This is a genomic window from Streptomyces sp. NPDC050560 (genome assembly GCF_044457285.1).
Classification (GTDB): domain Bacteria; phylum Actinomycetota; class Actinomycetes; order Streptomycetales; family Streptomycetaceae; genus Streptomyces.
Genome location: NZ_JBITGT010000001.1, coordinates 625,910 through 642,071 on the forward strand (window position 1 = coordinate 625,910; position 16,162 = coordinate 642,071).

Annotated in this window: 13 protein-coding genes; 6 read left to right on the forward strand and 7 right to left on the reverse strand. The window is 70.7% G+C overall.

Going from position 1 to position 16,162, the window contains the following annotated elements:
• Nucleotides 1-73: 73 nt before the first annotated feature.
• Nucleotides 74-931 carry a fumarylacetoacetate hydrolase family protein gene (locus tag ACIBIW_RS02635; RefSeq protein ID WP_399331127.1) on the reverse strand — a complete coding sequence of 286 codons (858 nt, stop codon included), beginning with the start codon at nt 929-931 and terminating at the stop codon, nt 74-76.
• Between the two features lie 465 nt (nt 932-1,396).
• On the opposite strand from ACIBIW_RS02635, the gene ACIBIW_RS02640 reads away from it, so the two are divergent.
• The gene (locus ACIBIW_RS02640) at nt 1,397-2,512 is read left to right on the forward strand and encodes a hypothetical protein (protein WP_399331129.1); all 1,116 of its coding nucleotides are present in this window, start codon (nt 1,397-1,399) and stop codon (nt 2,510-2,512) included.
• A gap of 62 nt (nt 2,513-2,574) precedes the next feature.
• The gene (locus tag ACIBIW_RS02645; protein WP_399331131.1) at nt 2,575-3,045 is read left to right on the forward strand and encodes a very short patch repair endonuclease; all 471 of its coding nucleotides are present in this window, start codon (nt 2,575-2,577) and stop codon (nt 3,043-3,045) included.
• Here the strand turns inward: ACIBIW_RS02645 and ACIBIW_RS02650 are convergent.
• From ACIBIW_RS02650 to ACIBIW_RS02665, 4 genes are all read right to left on the reverse strand, one after another.
• On the reverse strand, nt 2,968-4,362 hold the full coding sequence (locus ACIBIW_RS02650; protein WP_399331133.1) for a DNA cytosine methyltransferase: 1,395 nt from the start codon (nt 4,360-4,362) through the stop codon (nt 2,968-2,970). The genes ACIBIW_RS02645 and ACIBIW_RS02650 overlap by 78 nt on opposite strands.
• A gap of 140 nt (nt 4,363-4,502) precedes the next feature.
• Nucleotides 4,503-6,269: a DEAD/DEAH box helicase gene (locus tag ACIBIW_RS02655; protein ID WP_399331877.1), complete on the reverse strand. Its 1,767-nt coding sequence runs from the start codon at nt 6,267-6,269 to the stop codon at nt 4,503-4,505.
• Between the two features lie 53 nt (nt 6,270-6,322).
• The gene (locus ACIBIW_RS02660) at nt 6,323-7,750 is read right to left on the reverse strand and encodes a hypothetical protein (protein ID WP_399331135.1); all 1,428 of its coding nucleotides are present in this window, start codon (nt 7,748-7,750) and stop codon (nt 6,323-6,325) included.
• 19 nt (nt 7,751-7,769) lie between these two features.
• Nucleotides 7,770-8,468: a hypothetical protein gene (locus tag ACIBIW_RS02665; protein ID WP_399331137.1), complete on the reverse strand. Its 699-nt coding sequence runs from the start codon at nt 8,466-8,468 to the stop codon at nt 7,770-7,772.
• A 273-nt stretch (nt 8,469-8,741) separates the two neighbouring features.
• Between ACIBIW_RS02665 and ACIBIW_RS02670 the strand changes: the two genes are divergently transcribed.
• From ACIBIW_RS02670 to ACIBIW_RS02680, 3 genes are all read left to right on the forward strand, one after another.
• Complete coding sequence (locus ACIBIW_RS02670) at nt 8,742-9,725, forward strand: hypothetical protein (protein ID WP_399331139.1); 984 nt, start codon at nt 8,742-8,744, stop codon at nt 9,723-9,725.
• A 299-nt stretch (nt 9,726-10,024) separates the two neighbouring features.
• On the forward strand, nt 10,025-10,336 hold the full coding sequence (locus ACIBIW_RS02675; protein WP_399331879.1) for a hypothetical protein: 312 nt from the start codon (nt 10,025-10,027) through the stop codon (nt 10,334-10,336).
• 16 nt (nt 10,337-10,352) lie between these two features.
• Nucleotides 10,353-10,985 carry an AAA family ATPase gene (locus tag ACIBIW_RS02680; RefSeq protein WP_399331141.1) on the forward strand — a complete coding sequence of 211 codons (633 nt, stop codon included), beginning with the start codon at nt 10,353-10,355 and terminating at the stop codon, nt 10,983-10,985.
• A 95-nt stretch (nt 10,986-11,080) separates the two neighbouring features.
• Here the strand turns inward: ACIBIW_RS02680 and ACIBIW_RS02685 are convergent, their stop codons facing one another.
• Both ACIBIW_RS02685 and ACIBIW_RS02690 read right to left on the reverse strand, forming a co-directional pair.
• Nucleotides 11,081-12,601: an MFS transporter gene (locus ACIBIW_RS02685; RefSeq protein WP_399331143.1), complete on the reverse strand. Its 1,521-nt coding sequence runs from the start codon at nt 12,599-12,601 to the stop codon at nt 11,081-11,083.
• 426 nt (nt 12,602-13,027) lie between these two features.
• The gene (locus tag ACIBIW_RS02690) at nt 13,028-14,485 is read right to left on the reverse strand and encodes a DUF445 domain-containing protein (protein ID WP_399331881.1); all 1,458 of its coding nucleotides are present in this window, start codon (nt 14,483-14,485) and stop codon (nt 13,028-13,030) included.
• Nucleotides 14,486-14,764: 279 nt separating this feature from the next.
• Here ACIBIW_RS02690 and ACIBIW_RS02695 point away from each other — a divergent pair, with 279 nt between their 5' ends.
• Nucleotides 14,765-16,153 (forward strand): SGNH/GDSL hydrolase family protein, encoded by a 1,389-nt coding sequence (locus tag ACIBIW_RS02695; protein WP_399331145.1) that lies wholly within the window; start codon nt 14,765-14,767, stop codon nt 16,151-16,153.
• Nucleotides 16,154-16,162 lie beyond the last annotated feature (9 nt).

A 16,162-nucleotide genomic window follows, 5' to 3' on the forward strand; every position in this document is an offset into this window, starting at 1 on the left:
CCGGGGGCGCGGCCCCGGGAGGGGCGGGGTCCTGTCCTCAGGGCCCCGCCCCCCACTCACCTGCCGGGGCGCCTCACGCCTGTACGAACTCCTGGCGCTGCCGTCCCAGGCCCTCGATCTCCAGCTCCACGACGTCCCCGCCGCGCAGGAACGGCTTGGGCTCCGGCTGTCCGAGCGCCACCCCCGCCGGGGTGCCGGTGTTGATGATGTCACCGGGGTAGAGCACCATGAACTGGCTCACATAGCGGATGACCTCGGCGACGCCGAAGATCTGGTCCGCGGTGTTGCCGTCCTGCTTCAGCTCGCCGTTCACCCAGGTACGCAGGCCGAGCGCCTGCGGGTCGCTGACCTCGTCCGCGGTGACGAGCCAGGGGCCGAGCGGGTTGAACGTCTCGCAGTTCTTGCCCTTGTCCCAGGTGCCGCCGCGCTCGTTCTGGAAGGCGCGCTCCGAGACGTCGTTGGCGACCGCGTAGCCGGCCACGTACGACAGCGGGTCCTCGTCGTCGGACAGATAGCGGGCGGTGCGGCCGATGACGACCGCCAGCTCGACCTCCCAGTCGGTCTTGAGCGATCCGCGCGGCACCCTGACCTGGTCCTCGGGGCCGACGACGGTGTCCGCCGCCTTGAAGAACACGACGGGCTCCGCGGGCGGGGTGGCGCCGGTCTCGGTGGCGTGGTCGTGGTAATTGAGCCCGATGCAGACCACCTTGCCGATCCCGGCGAGTGGCGCACCGGTGCGCGCGCCCGCGGCGTCGAGCGCGGGCAGCCCGCCCGCCGCCGCGGCGGCGCGGACACGGGCGAGCGCCTCGCCGTCGGCGAGCAGCTTCCCGTCGATGTCGCCGACGAGTGCGGACAGGTCGCGCAGGGTCCCGTCCGCGTCGAGCAGCGCCGGGCGCTCCGCCCCCAGGGGGCCGACACGCAGCAGCTTCATGGTTCCGTTCTCCTCACTAGTGACGCCGCGCCCACCCGACCAAGCACCTCGGATGTTTGTCCGATCCTCCAAGGTCAGCGCGGGTTTTCGCAAGGGCCGTTCAAGGAGTGGACCGAGTGTTCACGTACCTGACCCGCGGTCGGCGGTCTCCGCCGCCGTGTCGAGCGGTTCGAGGAGCAGCTTCGGGCGAAGCAGTGCGCGACCCCGAACGGCTCGCGCGGGTCCGGGTCCGGGTCGGGGCCGGGGCCGGGGCCGGGGACCATCAGCACCTCGGTGAGCGGCACGGGCCGCCCGCGGGCGGGGCACTCTCGGCGGGCACGGCGGTGGCGCTGCTGGTGCTCGCGCCGCGGGTGCGTACGGCGGGTGTACGGAGTGGGACGTACCGATGGTGACCGGGTGGAGCCGGGGTGAAGTGGCCCCCGGCCCCGCTCACGCCCGGCGACGGGCGGCAGTACGGTGTCCCCCATGCGCCCCGAGACTCCCTCCGCAGGACCCGACGGCGACAGCGCCGACACCACGGGCTCCCCCGCCCCTGCCCCCGCCGACGCCGACCGGGCCGACAGTTCGGACAGGTCAGACAGGTCGGACAGGTCTGTTCACGTAGAGCGGGCCGAGCGCCTCGAACGCACCGCGGGGCTCTATGCCGAGGACGCCGAGCGGCTGCTGTTGCAGGCCGCGGCCCACCTGGAGCTGGCAGGACGGCGGGAGCGCGCCACCGCGCTCTACGACCGGCTGCTCGCCGGGGAGCCGGGGTCGGCGCCGCTGGAGTCCCCCGCCCTGGTGCGCGCGCTGAAGGCCGCGAACCTCTGGGAGTACGGGCACGAGGCGGAGGCCCGCGCGATCATCGACGGCGTACGGCTCTCGGCCCCGGAGGCGCCGGAGCCCTGGGAGATCGCGGCGGAGGCCCTCGCCGCCCACGACGAACTCGACGCCGCGCAGGACACCTTCACCGAGGCGCTGACGGCCCTGGGCGGCGACGGCGTCCCCGCGGGCGCGCACGCCCTGCTGTTCGGACGGCACCGGGTGCGCAGGATGCTCGGCGCGGAACACGACGCGTGGGACACGCTCGCGGACGAGGCGCACCCGGCGGACGTGCCCCTGGACGAACTCCACGACCCCGGCCGTATCTGGTCCCTGGGCTCGGAGAACCCGGACGAGCTGCGCGCCGAGATCGCCCGCATCAACGCCGAACTCGGCGCCTACCGCACCGCCCTCTCCCGCCCGTTCCCGGTGGCCGTGCTGCACTGGCCGGCCCCGGAACTGGCCGAACTCCTCGCCGCCTACCCGGACCTGGCCGCCGAGTACCCCTCCCACGAGGACCACTTGGCGACGATAGAACGCTCGCTGCGCGAACTGTCCGCCTCCGGCACCCCCAACCTCGGCATCGTGCCCGCCACGGTCCCTTCGTACGAGGCATTCGCCGCCTCGGAGTCCACCACCCCCGCCGACCCGTCCCTCCTCCCCCAGTACGCCACCACCCTGGCCGCCCGCGGCCTCGCCACCCCTTGGCCCCCGGCGGCGGGGGAGGGGTGCTGGTGTGGGTCGGGGGAGCGGTATGGGGGGTGTCATGGGGCGGCCTAGCCACCGGGGGCTGGGCCGGGGTCCTTCAAGGGCCGACAGCGGCACGCACTAGTCTCTCGTGCGTGCCCGATGACGCAGGCTGGACAGCCCCCGAAGGATCGTGGGCGTCCTCCGCCGCGCGCCGCAGGAACATGCAGGCCATCCGCAGCCGTGACACCAAGCCCGAGCAACTGATCAGACGGCTGGTGCACGCCCGGGGGCTGCGCTACCGGGTCAGCGCGCGGCCCCTGCCGGAACTCCGGCGGACGGCGGACCTGGTCTTCCGGCCGGCGAAGGTGGCGGTCTTCGTCGACGGCTGCTACTGGCACGGCTGCCCGGAGCACTATGTGCCGCCCAGGACCAATTCCGGTTACTGGTCGGACAAGGTGGCGCGCAACGTCAGCAGGGACCGGGAGACGAACCAGCGCCTTGCCGAAGCCGGCTGGCTGGTGCTGCGGTTCTGGGAGCACGAGGAGTCAGCGTCGTGCGCTGACAAGATCGCCGCGACTGTCATCGCCCGGCGCGGCGAGCTGCGGCCCGGCGGCCGTCTCTGACACTTCCTCAAGGGACAGTTGTTCCGGTACGAGGCTGATGGCGCCTCGGCCGCTGTCCAGCTCGTACCGCGTCTCCAGGTCCGCCCGCAGCCCGGGGCGCAGCACCGCGGCGATCGCGCGGCCGACGGCCTCGGCAACGGGTGGCGGAAAGGCGTTGCCGACCTGTCGGTAGCGGGCGGTCTTCCCGCCCTGGAAGACCCACTCAGGCGGAAAGCCCTGGATGATCGCGGCCTGCTCCACCGTCAGCATCGGGCCCTCGTCGCGGAACAGGTCCCGCTCCGGGTCAGTTCCCGGCCCGTGGTCATTGGCCACGCCCATCGCGTTCACGCCGTACTCCAGCCAGGCGCGCTTCGCGCGGGTGGGGCCGAGGTCGGCGCCGCCGTGCTTCCTTGAGCCGCCGACGAGGGTGGGGGCGAGACCCATCAGCAACTCGTCGGGCCTGCGGACCTCGCTCCTGAGAACGGCCCGTTGCGCCCTTTTCCTCCAGAGGTCGAAGACGTCCTTCCCGGTTCGCTGGCCAGGCTTGGCGGGAAGCCCCTTCTCGTTCAGTTTCCAGTAGGGCTTGCAGCGCTTCCGCATGGTCGCTTCGAGCGCTTCGAGGACGTTGAGCCCCTTGCCGGTCGTCCGCCGCGGCCACACGAATTCACCGTTGGCGTCCACGATGTCCTGGCGGATGGCTACGAGGATGGCGCGGGGCCGCAGTTGCGGAACGCCGAAGAGATACGCGTCGAGGCGGCGCCAGACCTGGTTCATAAGCTCGTTCTGCTTACTGACGGACCATGCGCTGTCAGTCTTGGGGACGTGGTATCCAAGCTCGAAGAGACGGTTTACGATCTGCCGCCGGTAGTCCATGAAGACATGCGGGGGGTCGAGAATGCCTCGCACATTCTCAATCATGACCGCCTTCGGGCGCAGCTCGTCAATCATCTCCAGGGCGGCGGGGAAGAGGTCACGATCGTCATCAGCGCCGAGCCGCTTCCCGGCCAGCGAGAAGGGCGGGCAGGGAACCCCGCCGGCGAACAACGACAATTCCCCGGACCGGACACCGAAACGCTTGAGGAGGGATTCTTCCCTGGCCGCCGAGGACGCGACGAGGTCTCTCACATTCTGGGGCTTGAGTTTTCCCGCCCTGCCGTGCGTCCAGCCAGGCCATTTGCTGACGTTGGCACTCAATGTGTCGACGGCGGCGGGCTCATATTCAATGAGGTCGAGGTGCTCAAAACCAGCATTATGCAGACCAACCGCCTGGCCGCCCGCCCCCGCGCAAATCTCAACGGAGGTCAGCGGTTCTGGAGTTGAGTGGCCTCGGCCGCGCATTAACCTGGTCCTCCTGACCCGACACAAAACTTGCCCAAGTGTGACAGAGACCACAGACTAAATCCACTGTCCCTCGTCAGGAGGAGTCTCGCAGCCTACCTGAGGCGAACACCTGCCGGGGCCGACTCAGTACCCGCGTGTCATCCATGTGGTCGCACATGGCGGAGCAGTTCGGCAATGTCACCGGGGCTCAGGCCCGCCGCCACCGACGGCTCCTCTTGAAGATCGGCCATCTGCTGGACAGCAGGGTCGTCAAGGACCCGGCCCATGAACTCCAGCTTGCGGTCCAGCCTCACCTGCACCACCTCGTCGATGGTGTCGCGTACGGCCAGCACGGTCACGCGCGTGTCCGTCCCCGGAGCGAGGCCGAGACGATGGATGCGGTCGAGGCTCTGGAGGAAGCGCCCGGCCATGAAGTCACGGTCCACGTACACGGCGTCATGGCACACCTGATGGAGGCTGATCCCCTCACCGAGGGTGGCGGGGTTGGAGACCAGGACCATGCAGTCCCGGTCTTCACGAAATCTTCTCAGTTGCTCGTCACGGTCCTGAGTACCGCCGTAGACCACGGCGGGCGAGTACTTCTCCAGCATGTGCCTCAGCGTGGTGAGACTTCTGACAAAAGTGGTCCATAGAAGAGTCTTGCGGCCCTGCTCCGCGTTTTCCGCGACAATGAATGCGGCTTCCTTGTACTTCGGCGAGAGCTCATGGTCCGGCAAGTGTTGCAACAGGCTGTACAAGGAGGAGTTTTCTGGCACATCAAGGGGCGGAACCCGGTACTCGATCGGCTCGTACCGACTCGCTCCCTCAATGAGGAGCGCGGGGCTTGTGGCCGCCATCAGCAGTCGCAGCGCAGATCTTCCCAGCGAGCTGAGATCGTCCCGCGAAGCACTTTCACGCATTCTGCCGACCAGCGAGTTGTAAATCTCGCGGTGCAACGGTGGCATGCCGACGTAACGCATACGCGAGTACATGGGGGGCAGCCCAAGCTCGCCTTTCGTTGTGCGGGCGAAGAGGGGGCGCAGAACCGCCGAAGCATGGGAGAGATCGCCTCCGGCGACGGCGCTGGCCACCGTCCGCTGTCCATGACCCGGCCATACGAATCCCAGCAGACTCTCCAGGTCCCTGGCCCCGTTTGGCGCTGGCGTACCGGTCAGGATCAGCCGACGCCGCGCGAGTGGGCCAAGCGCCATGCAGGCAGCGCCGTACGTGCCGCGCGCTCCGAGCTTCATCCGGTGCGCCTCGTCGAGAATGAGCATCGCGGGCCCCGACTTCAGCCATCCGGCCAGCGTCGTCAGCGCGCGGTCCAGCCGTTCGTAATTGACGACCAGGACCTCGGCCCACTGATCCATGGAGCCCTCGTATACATGGATACGGAGGGGGTGCCTGAAGCAGACCGCTGTTTCGTACCGCCAGGCTTCATACGCGGATTTCGGGCATACAACGAGAAGTCTCCCCACGGTCCCCGACGTCTTCTGGGCGGCGTAGACCGCCAGCGCCGCCCGGGTCTTGCCGGCGCCGGGAACGCTGAAGTTGGCACCGTGGCGCAGCGAAAGGAGCTTTGCGATGTCACGGCGCTGGAACTCTCCGAGTTCCGCCGTCCACGAGTCGCCGAGGGCCTCCGGGATGTCTTCTTCAGCTACCGCCTCGCTCTCGGCATCGGCCGATTCCAGGCGCTTTCGTACGGCTTCCGCGTCCTGCAGGACTCCCGTGACGAGGTCTCGCAGGTCGTCCGCCCAACTGACCCCGGCGGGATCGGGCCAGGAGGCGAGAACGGTGAGCCCGCCGAGGAACTCATCGAGGGCGACCTTCCCCGAGACCGGGCTCGTCTGCCCGCCGTTACGGAAGCTCCCGACCAGCCGGACGAGGTCCTGCTGACGCGCCATGGTGGTCCGCAGCACCACCATGGTGCGGGTCTCGTCAAATTCGAGACGGAGAGACCAGTCAGGAGACTCCCCGGTCACCTGGCCGACTCCCCCGCCACGGCCTGCATGAGCCAAGTCACCCCGTCGCCCGGGTGAGTGGTACCCCGGCCGGCCTGCTGCGCGAGCCTGGTCATGCTCTTCTTGAGCGCCAGCACGGCTTCGTCGAACGCCTCCTCATCGAGGCTCGCCGACGCACGAGCCTGTACGAAATCCTGCACACACTGGTCGATGTTGGCACATGCCTCCGCAAGCCGGGCAGGGGCCGCCTGCTTCCGCTTCCGCAGCCGGGCATCGCGGCCGGCGTCATCGATGGCCTTGTCGAAGGCGTCCCGTACCTCATCAAGAACGTCCTGCTGGTCCGCCCTGTCCGCATCCGTTGTCTCGGGTCCCTTGGCCTGGATGACCGCCCGGGCCCGCAGCACACGGTCCCCCAGTTCACGCGCCGCCGAGACCGCGGACGAGGACGAGGGCAGCTCCACCTCCAGCCCGGGGATCGAAACGGTGCCCACCGCCGCGGGTGCGCCCGCCCTCAGAGCGTCTGGAAGCTTCTTTACCAGGTAGTCCTTCTTCACGAAGACCGAGTCGATATGCCGGACATCTGTCTTAGAGAACTCAAGAACGATCGCCGCGAGCCGAAGCTCCTTGATCGTCTCTGCCTGGTCCCGGTCCACGGAAGCGAGCTTCTCGTAGAGCCGGTGCAGCTCCCTGAGTCTTTCCTGGGCGTCTTCCCAGTCGGAAAGGCGCAGTTGAGCGCCGCCCTTGCTGCTGCTTCGGTCGATCTGCTCGCGGATCGTGGTGAGAATCCAGCGCTCCTGGTAGTACCTGGCAGTCGTGGTCCGGAATGCCTTGGCAATCTGTTCCGGCGTGCGGCCGAGAGCCGCCTGCTCCTCCATGGCAAGGAGACGGTTGATGTAGGTGTAATCCCGGCGCACGTCATCACGGAGCTGCCGCGCCAGTTCTACGGCGTTCACGTCCGCCCAGGTGAAGGACTCCGGTAGCACACCCACCCTCATGGACTGCATTCCGATTTCCCGCATCGCGGCTGCTCTGGTATTTCCGTCGACCAGTACGCCGTCATAAGTAACAAGGCCCGGGTCGCTCTGCCCGAAGTCCTCCAGGCTCTGCTTCAGGCGGTCGAACTCGGGATCGCGCTCGCCGGTGTTCTTGGGCTTCGCCCGAAGCAGATGCGTCAGATACTCCTGGCTCCGGACGTCCCAGGGGGTGTCCCTCAACGCCGCGTCCTTGGCGGGTTCGTTTCCGCGCTGGGCGCGGATGCGGTGCGTGCCCGGGTTGAGGTAAAGATCGCCGAGCGGTAGGTCGATCACTTCCACATTGATCTGCTGCTCGTTCCAGGCGACGTTCACGGTCTCCCTCGTGCCGCCGGCCGCCTTCGCCTCCTCGAGCTTCTTCTTGACCCGTTCCCTGAACTCGGCCGCATTCGGCGGCGGCGGGTAATCATGCACGGTGCTTGTCCGTCCCCTCTCAGGAATTGGCGCCGTCGGCGCGGGCGGCGCGGGCAACGGTCTCACGCGCCTCGGCCGGGAGTGTGCGGTAGCTGCCCCACACCTTCTCAAGATGGCTCAGTTGCCGGCGGTCCGTCTCGATCCAGCCCGCCAGGACGCGGCGCTCCAGCGGCGTGAGCCGTTCGACCTCCCCGAGCACCGCCGCAAGCGACACCTCGGCCTCCGCACGGCCGGCCGCGCACCTCTTGCACTCGGTGACGAGCTGATACGAGACCTCACCGTCCAGCCCCACGACCTTGCGGCGCGACACGTTGAGCTGCGACCGCACGATGCCGTCTTCTTCGTACTGCTCGCCGGCCCCGATACCGCAGGTCCGGCAGAGGTAGTCGTCGTCCTGGAAGACCTTGCCGCGCTGCGCGGCCGTGAGGCTGGTCCGATGCTTTGCCGGCTTCGCGTGCCCGGGGACCCAGACGTCCGCGCCCTTCGCCACGAAGCGCTGCTCGTCCTGCCTGAGCGAGAGGTCATCACGAGAGGTGTCGATGCGCCAGCCGTAGTTCCGCAGGTCACGCGAGCGCCTGTCGATCTGCGCCACGTCCGGAAAGGCCGCACGGAGCTGCGCCTTGGTGAAGATGTTGCCCTCCCCCACCTCTTCCAAGAGCCACAAGGCCGCCCTGGCCATACTCCCCAGCTTGTCGTCCCGCCACGACGGCAGCCCCATCTGGCACACCTCCGATTAGTCGTGAAATGGCGGCCCTTGCCGGGCAAAGACCCAAAGAGGTATTCGCGAGTGAATGACCGACCTATCCGCCGCGCCTCCATACGAACACCAAAGATGACGGGCTGTCCAGCGGGATCAGCGATTGCGCGCAGCTCCGCAACTCATCGCCGATTGCGCGGATTTACGCAATCGGAAACCCACGATTCAGCGTGCCGGGAGGGGCGATGCGGGGGCACAATGAGCGGCTATACCGTGAGACTTGGAGGTGATCACGTGCCGGAGCGCGAAGGCCGGGAGCCGGGCTGGCTGAACAGTGAGTTCCCGGTGAGTATCTGCCCTGGTAGACAGGCTTTAGCAGAAGCACTACGGGACCTGTGCCGGGTGATCATCGCGCGCGGGACAATGCAGTACGCGAGAGAGATCGCCAAGGCGATCTTCTGTAACGCGACGAGCTTGTCGCGCCATCTGAGCGGGCAGGACCGTCCGATCTGGGAAACGGTCGAGCAGCTACACCACCTTGCCGCCTCCGGCCCTGGCGGGGCCGCCGCCCTTCCCGTCACCCTTGAGGAGCTGGCCGCACTCCACGAGAACGCCAGACGGGACACGTGCGGGGGAGGATGCTCATGCATGCAGTCCCGGCTTGACGCACAGCAGGCCGAGATCGAATGCCTCAAAGCCGCCTTGAAGGAGACGAAGCTCATCGCCCATAGTGCGGGCCGGGGTGCACAGGAGCCGGGGGCGGCGACGCCGACGACGGCGCGTGGCACCAGGCGGGAGCTGAAGAGGGTACGGATCAGGCAGCAGGGTGCACCGGGCGGCTTGCGCTCGACTGCGACAACTCCGCTGCCGGTCCAGTCCCGCGAGGGGGACCGGCAACTGAACGCGGCTGAAGCGCCGCCGCCGGTGCACCACGCTGAGGCGCCACCGGGTGATGTCCTGGCGCAGCCCCCGGACCCCGTCCCTCGCCACGTGAGCGAACTCGCGGAGGAGATGGAAAAGGCCACCGCCGACAGCGCGCTCACGGCGGATCGTCTCGTCGGCCTGCTGAAACAGTCGGTCGAGGGCGGAACCCCCGCCGAGAACGCGATGCTCGTCCGCCACCTCCGGTATCGGCAGCAGGACGATCTCGCGGATGAACTGATCCGCATGTGCGGGCGGGATCAGCCAGCGCCCACCGTAGTTCAGCTGGGGAACGAGTTGTACCGACTGGGGGTGCACCATGACGCCGGCGCCCTGCTGGATGCAGCTACCAGGTGACGCCGGCAAAGACACGCGGTCATACAGGGGATTCGGAACCGAAGACAGGAGCATCGCAGGGTGAAGGCGTTCTTCGAACTGCTCGGGAAGGCGATGCAGAGCACGGGCATGACGTTACGTCTGTGTCTCCTGATGCTCGTCGCCGCGGGAGCGTACGTCGCCATCAGTCAGCTGGGATAGGCATGGCTTGAGCAGGGCGAAGCGAGGGGAGGGCTGGGTAATTCGAACCGTCTTCGTGGGGTGCTTTCGGGACGGGTTAGCCTCCGTGTGTACGCGCGAACACCATCCCGGAGGCCATGATGCCCTCACCCGCCTACCCCACCGCCCCCGTGGCCGCTGCCGGGCTTGTGGGGGGTTTTGCTGTTGTTCGGTGGTCGGGGCGGCCGGAGTTGGGGGGTGTGGTGCTTGCGGTGGGGGGTGCCGTGGCCGGGCGGGAGTGGGTGCGGGCCGGTGGGGCGAAGGTCGCGGGCGGGCTCGGGGCCGGGTATCTCGCCGCGTTCGCCGGGGCGCACCCGCTCGCCAAGAGGCTCGGCGCCTGGCCCTCCGTGCTCGCCGTCGCCGGTGGCGTGGCGCTCGCGTCGTGGGCCCTCGTCGACCGGCGGGAGCGCTGAGCGTGGTGGGTGCCCCGTGCTGATCTGGCTCAACGGCCCCTTCGGGGGCGGCAAGACGCAGACCGCGTACGAGCTGCGCAGGCGGCTGGCGGGGAGCGTGGTGTGCGACCCCGAGGAGGTGGGGTTCGGGCTGCACCGGATGACGCCTGGGCATCTGCGCGGCGACTTCCAGGACCTGCCGTCCTGGCGCACCGGGGTACGGGACGTGCTCGGGCTCGTGCTGGAGCGGCACCCCGGGGTGGTCATCGCCCCCATGACGGTCTCCGAGCCCTCGCACCTCGACGAGATCGTCGCGCCGCTGCGCGCGCGGGGCCACGACGTGCGGCACTTCTCGCTCCTCGCCCGCCGCGAGACCGTCGTACGGCGGCTGCGGGAGCGGGGGTTCGGGCGCGCGGTGCGGGTCGTCGGCGGCAAGGAGGCGCCGCTGCGGCGCGAGAGCTTCGCGCTCGCGCGGCTCGACGAGTGCCTTGAGCGGCTGGTCATGCCCGCATTCGCGGAACAGGTGTGGACCGACGACCGTACCGTGTCCGAGGTCGCCGACCTGATCGCCGACGCCACCGGGCAGTCACTCGCCCCCGACCTGGACGGCCCGCTGCGCGGCCGGCTGCGCAGGGCCGGGGTGGGGCTGCGGCACATCCGCTTCCTCTGAACACCCTGAACACCCTGAACGTCCGGAACGTCCGCCGCCGCCGAGCGCGCCCCCGCGGGGCCGCCCGCTCCGTGGGGCCGCGCGCCGCGCGCCGGTCAGCCCGCGCCCGCGGAGCCCGCCGACGGGGTCGGGCGCGGTGCCGCCTTCGACAGGGGCTCCGCGATGTCCTCCAGCGACCTGCCCTCCGCCTTGACCGCGAGGAACACCGCCACGAGGCCCGCCGCACACATCAGTCCCGCGCCGAGCTGGAAGGCGAGCACCGTGTCGCCGACCACCCCTGAACTGGTCAGGTCGGAGAAGACCAGCGGCCCTGTGATGCCGCCCGCGGCCGTGCCCACCGCGTAGAAGAAGGCGATGGCGAGGGCCCTGGTCTCCATCGGGAAGATCTCGGAGACCGTCAGGTACGCGCTGCTCGCGCCGGCCGAGGCGAAGAAGAGCACCACGCACCAGCACAGCGTCATGGTGGTCGCGTTGAGCGCGCCGCGGTCGAAGAGCCAGGCGGTCAGGAACAGCAGCAGGCCGGAGAGGAGGTACGTACTGGAGATCATGATCCGGCGCCCCACCGTGTCGAAGAGCCGGCCGAGCAGCAGCGGGCCGACGAAGTTGCCCGCCGCGATCACCGCGAAGTAGTAGCCGGTGCTGCCGGTGCCCACGTCGAAGAAGGTGGTGAGGATCGCCCCGAAGCCGAAGGTGATCGCGTTGTACAGGAACGCCTGGCCGATGAAGAGGGAGAGCCCGAGCACCGCGCGCCGCGGGTAGCGGGTGAACACCGTCTTCGCGATAATCCCGAAGCCGATGCTCTTGCGCTGGTGGATGGTGATCTCCCCGGCGGGCTCGGGCAGCCGCCGCCCCTTCTCCCGTTCGATCTCGCGCTCCACGGAGTCCACGAGGCCGTCCGCGGCGCCGCCGCGCCCGTGGATGAACTGCCACCGCGGGCTCTCCGGCACATGCCTGCGCACCAGCAGTACGACGAGGCCGAGGACCACGCCGAGCGCGAAGGTGAGCCGCCAGCCCAGGTCCTTGGGGAAGATGTCGGTGTTCAGCGCGAGGATGGACAGCAGGGCGCCGCCGACCGCGCCCAGCCAGTAGCTGCCGTTGATGATCAGGTCGACCCGGCCCCGGTACTTCGACGGGATCAGCTCGTCGATCGCGGAGTTGATGGCCGCGTACTCGCCGCCGATGCCGAAGCCGGTGAGGAAGCGGAAGACGAAGAACCAGGCGGCGCTGAAGGAGAGCGCGGTGAGCGCGGTCGCGGTGAGGTACACCACCAGGGTGATCATGAACAGCTTCTTGCGGCCGAAGCGGTCCGTGAGCCAGCCGAAGAACAGCGCCCCGGAGCAGGCACCCGCCACATAGAGCGCCGCGCCGAGCCCGGTGACCTGGGAGGAGCTGATGGGCAGCCCGCTGCCGTCCTCGGAGAGGCGGCTCGCGATGTTGCCGACCGTGGTGACTTCGAGGCCGTCGAGAATCCAGACGGTGCCGAGCCCGATGACGATCATCCAGTGCCAACGGGACCAGGGCAGCCGGTCGAGACGGGCGGGGACCGCGGTGGTGACGGTGCCCTCCGAACCGGGCACGGAGCCGGGTGAGCCCGCTCCGGCCGACGCTGTGGCCATGGTCGCTCCTCCCCTGCGGCTGCCCGGCCGGAGAACCCCGGTCCGGCCGAGAACCCTTTCAGGGTGCCCCGGGCACCGGGGTTCACGCGCGCCGGGAAGCGCCGCACGGGGCATCCCCGCATGGCCATGGGGGCTACGGCCCCCAGGCTTCCGGCCCCTCCCGCCGGGGCTGGGGCCCTCCCTCGTGGCCGCCCGCGGAGGAGCGCACTCGCCGGGCGGCGCCCCTCGCCACGCGGGGCTTCTCCAGCCGCCTCCGGGGGGCCTCTCGCCACGCATGGGGCCCCCTCGGCCCCCTCCCGCGCCGCCGCCCCGCGGAGGCGCACCCTCGCCGCACGCCGGCCACCCCGCACGCCCCCGCGCCCCGGAACCGGCGTGCCTCGCACGCGACATCCCGCACGCCCCAGGAACCCTCTCCCCCGCGCCCTCCTACCCCCCCACCCCCTGCGTCACCGCATAGATCACCAGGCCCGCGAGGGAGCCGACGACCGTGCCGTTGATGCGGATGAACTGGAGGTCGCGGCCGATGTGGGCCTCGATCTTGCGGGAGGTGTGCTCGGCGTCCCAGGACGCCACCGTGTCGGTGATCAGCGAGGTGATCTCGTCGCGGTAGGTGGTCACCACGTAGACCGCCGCGCCCTCCACCCAGCCGTCCACCTTCTCCCGCAGCCGGGGCTCGGTGCTCATCCGCCTGCCGAGCGAGAGCAGCGACGCCCGCACCCGCAGCCGCAGCTCGCTGCGCTCGTCCTCGGCCGCCGCGACGATCATCGCCCGTACGGCCGACCACGCGGAGGCGATCAGGTCCTGGACCTCGCTCCTGGCGAGCGCGTCCGCCTTCAGCCGCTCCACCCGGGCCCTGGTGTCCTTGTCGGCCTTGAGGTCGGAGGCGAAGTCGTGCAGGAAGCGGTCGACGGCGCCGCGCGCCGGGTGCTCCGGCATGTCCCGCATCTCGGTGACGAAGCGCAGCAGCTCCCGGTAGACCCGCTCCCCGACGCGCCTGTCCACGAACCGCGGTGTCCAGCCGGGCGCGCCGCCCTGCACCGCGTCCATCACCGAGTCCCCGTGCTCGACGAGCCAGTCGTGGGCGCGCACACAGACCAGGTCGACGGCGCGGCGGTGGCCGCCGTCCGCGACGATGCGCTCCAGCATCTTGCCGAGCCCCGGCGCGATCTCCTGGGCGCCCGCCCTGCGGGTGACGGCCTCGCCGACCACCGCCTGGACGTCGGAGTCTCGCAGCACGGTCAGCGCGCCGCGCAGCGCCGTCGCCAGCTCCGCCGTGACCCGGTCGGCGTGCTCGGGCTCGGCGAGCCAGGCGCCGAGCCGGGAGCCGATGCCGACCTTGCGCAGCCGGGCGCGTACCACGTCGGAGGAGAGGAAGTTCTCCCCGACGAACTCGCCGAGCGAGACCCCGAGCTGGTCCTTCTTGGTGGGGATGATCGCGGTGTGCGGGATGGGCAGGCCGAGCGGGCGGCGGAAGAGCGCGGTCACCGCGAACCAGTCGGCGAGCGCGCCGACCATGCCCGCCTCGCAGGCCGCCGCGACATATCCGGCCCAGGCTCCGGCGCCCGCGTGGTCCGCCCAGGTGGTGAGCGCGTAGCCGAGGGCGACGAGCAGCAGCAGGGCGGCCGCCGTGGTCTTCATGCGCCGCACCCCGCGGCGCTTCTCCTCGTCGGACTCGCTGTACGTGAACCCCGCGCCGCCGGGGCCCACGGGTCCCGGTGCCGCGGGCCCGCCCGCGGTGGCCGCCGCGGCCCGGCGCCCGCCGGGCGCGGGGGCCGCCGGCGCGCGCACGGCGCCCCCGCGGCGGCCCGCCGCGGCGTCCCCGCCGTCGCCGCCGTCGCCGCCGTCGGCGCCACCCGCGCTCCTCGTGCGTTCCCCGCCGTGCATGTCGTCCATCGGCTCCACCCATCCACCCGTCCGCGGCGCCGCCTGCCGGCCGCCCTGACAGTGTCCCCCGGCCCGCCACGGCCATCCCCTGATGTACTCCCGGGAGGCGCGTCCGGTTCCCGTGCGGCCCAGTGGAACGCACCGGGCGCCACGGGCGTCCTCAAGGGCGGGACGGCGGCCGCAGAACGGGGTCCCCCGACCCTCTGGACGCCCATGGCCCATCATGGGTGCACCGACACGGAGCCCCGGGCTCCCGCAGCCCGAGGAGAAGCACCCCGCATGGCCAAGCGTGACGACGGGCGTTCCGCCCAGGCCGAGGACCCGGCCCTCGAACCGGCCGGGGCCGAGGCCCCGCACGCGCACAGAGCGCTCCTCGCCGCCGTTCTCGCGGTGGTCGTCGCCGTGTCCGCCGGCATCTTCGTCGGGGCCTCGGGCTCCGGTGACCAGGGGCAGGCCCCGGTGTCCGCGCCCCGGCCGAGCCGCGGCGCGGTCGCGCCCGCGGCGGCCGGGAGCTGGGTGAGCACCTGGGCCGCCGCCCCCACGGGCCCCGAGCCGGGCACCGAGCCCGTCGGGCTCGCGAACTCCTCGGTGCGCAACGTCGTGCACACCAGCGTCGGCGGCACCGGCGCCCGTATCACGCTCTCCAACCTGTACGGGCAGACGCCGCTGACCGTGACATCCGCCACTCTCGCCCTCTCCGCGTCGCCGGGCGGGGCCTCGGCGGTGCCGGGCACGATGCGCGGGCTCACCTTCGACGGGCGGCGCTCCGTGGTGATACCGGCGGGCGACCAGGCGGTGAGCGACGCGGTGCGGATGCGCGTGCCCACCGCCTCCGACCTGCTGGTCAGCACCTACACACCGGCGGCCGCTGGGCCGGTGACGTACCACGTGCACGCGCGGCAGGTGTCATACCAGGCCGCGGGCGACATGACCGCGGACCCGGGCGGCGCCGCCTACGGCCGCCGGGTCGTGTCCTGGCGGTATCTGACGGCGGTGGACGTGCTGACGTCGGAGGCCGTCGGGACGGTCGTCGCGTTCGGGGACTCGCTGACCGACGGCATCACGTCGAGCACCGGCGCCAACCACCGCTGGACCGACGGCTTCGCGCAGCGCCTCGACGGCGGGGCGGCGGCGCAGCGCTTCGCCGTCGTCAACGAGGGAATCTCGGGCAACCGGCTGCTGACCGACGGCGGCGGCCGCCCCGCGGCCAACCCGAGCGGCCTCTCCCGCTTCCAGCGCGACGCCCTCGCCCGTACCGGGGTGAAGACGGTCGTGGTGGAGCTGGGGGTGAACGACGTCCTGCACGACCCGCGCCGCCCGAGCGCCGCCGCCATCGTGGCCGCCCTGCGTACCCTCACCCGCGAGGCCCACGCGCACGGCGTACGGGTCGTCGGGGCGACGCTGACCCCGTTCGGCGGCCACCGGGGCGCCGACCCGGCGGCCGAGGCGGTGCGCGCGCAGGTGAACGCGGCGATCAGGGGCGGCGGCGTCTTCGACGCGGTCGCCGACTTCGACCGGGCGCTGCGCGACCCCGCCGCGCCCTCCCGGCTGCGGCCCGCCTTCGACTCGGGCGACCATCTGCACCCCAACGACAGCGGCTACGCGGCCATGGCGAACGCCCTCGACCCCCGCACCCTGCGCGGCACGGGCGCGGCGGCGGCGCTCTGAGGCAGCCCC

Excerpts from the sequence above, each read along its gene's own strand:
- ACIBIW_RS02635 (WP_399331127.1), bottom strand. The coding sequence starts at position 931 with ATGAAGCTGCTGCGTGTCGGCCCCCTGGGGGCGGAGCGCCCGGCGCTG.
- ACIBIW_RS02640 (WP_399331129.1), top strand. The coding sequence starts at position 1,397 with ATGCGCCCCGAGACTCCCTCCGCAGGACCCGACGGCGACAGCGCCGAC.
- ACIBIW_RS02650 (WP_399331133.1), bottom strand. The coding sequence starts at position 4,362 with ATGCGCGGCCGAGGCCACTCAACTCCAGAACCGCTGACCTCCGTTGAG.
- ACIBIW_RS02655 (WP_399331877.1), bottom strand. The coding sequence starts at position 6,269 with ATGGTGGTGCTGCGGACCACCATGGCGCGTCAGCAGGACCTCGTCCGG.
- ACIBIW_RS02665 (WP_399331137.1), bottom strand. The coding sequence starts at position 8,468 with ATGGGGCTGCCGTCGTGGCGGGACGACAAGCTGGGGAGTATGGCCAGG.
- ACIBIW_RS02675 (WP_399331879.1), top strand. The coding sequence starts at position 10,025 with ATGCCCTCACCCGCCTACCCCACCGCCCCCGTGGCCGCTGCCGGGCTT.
- ACIBIW_RS02685 (WP_399331143.1), bottom strand. The coding sequence starts at position 12,601 with ATGGCCACAGCGTCGGCCGGAGCGGGCTCACCCGGCTCCGTGCCCGGT.
- ACIBIW_RS02690 (WP_399331881.1), bottom strand. The coding sequence starts at position 14,485 with ATGCACGGCGGGGAACGCACGAGGAGCGCGGGTGGCGCCGACGGCGGC.
- ACIBIW_RS02695 (WP_399331145.1), top strand. The coding sequence starts at position 14,765 with ATGGCCAAGCGTGACGACGGGCGTTCCGCCCAGGCCGAGGACCCGGCC.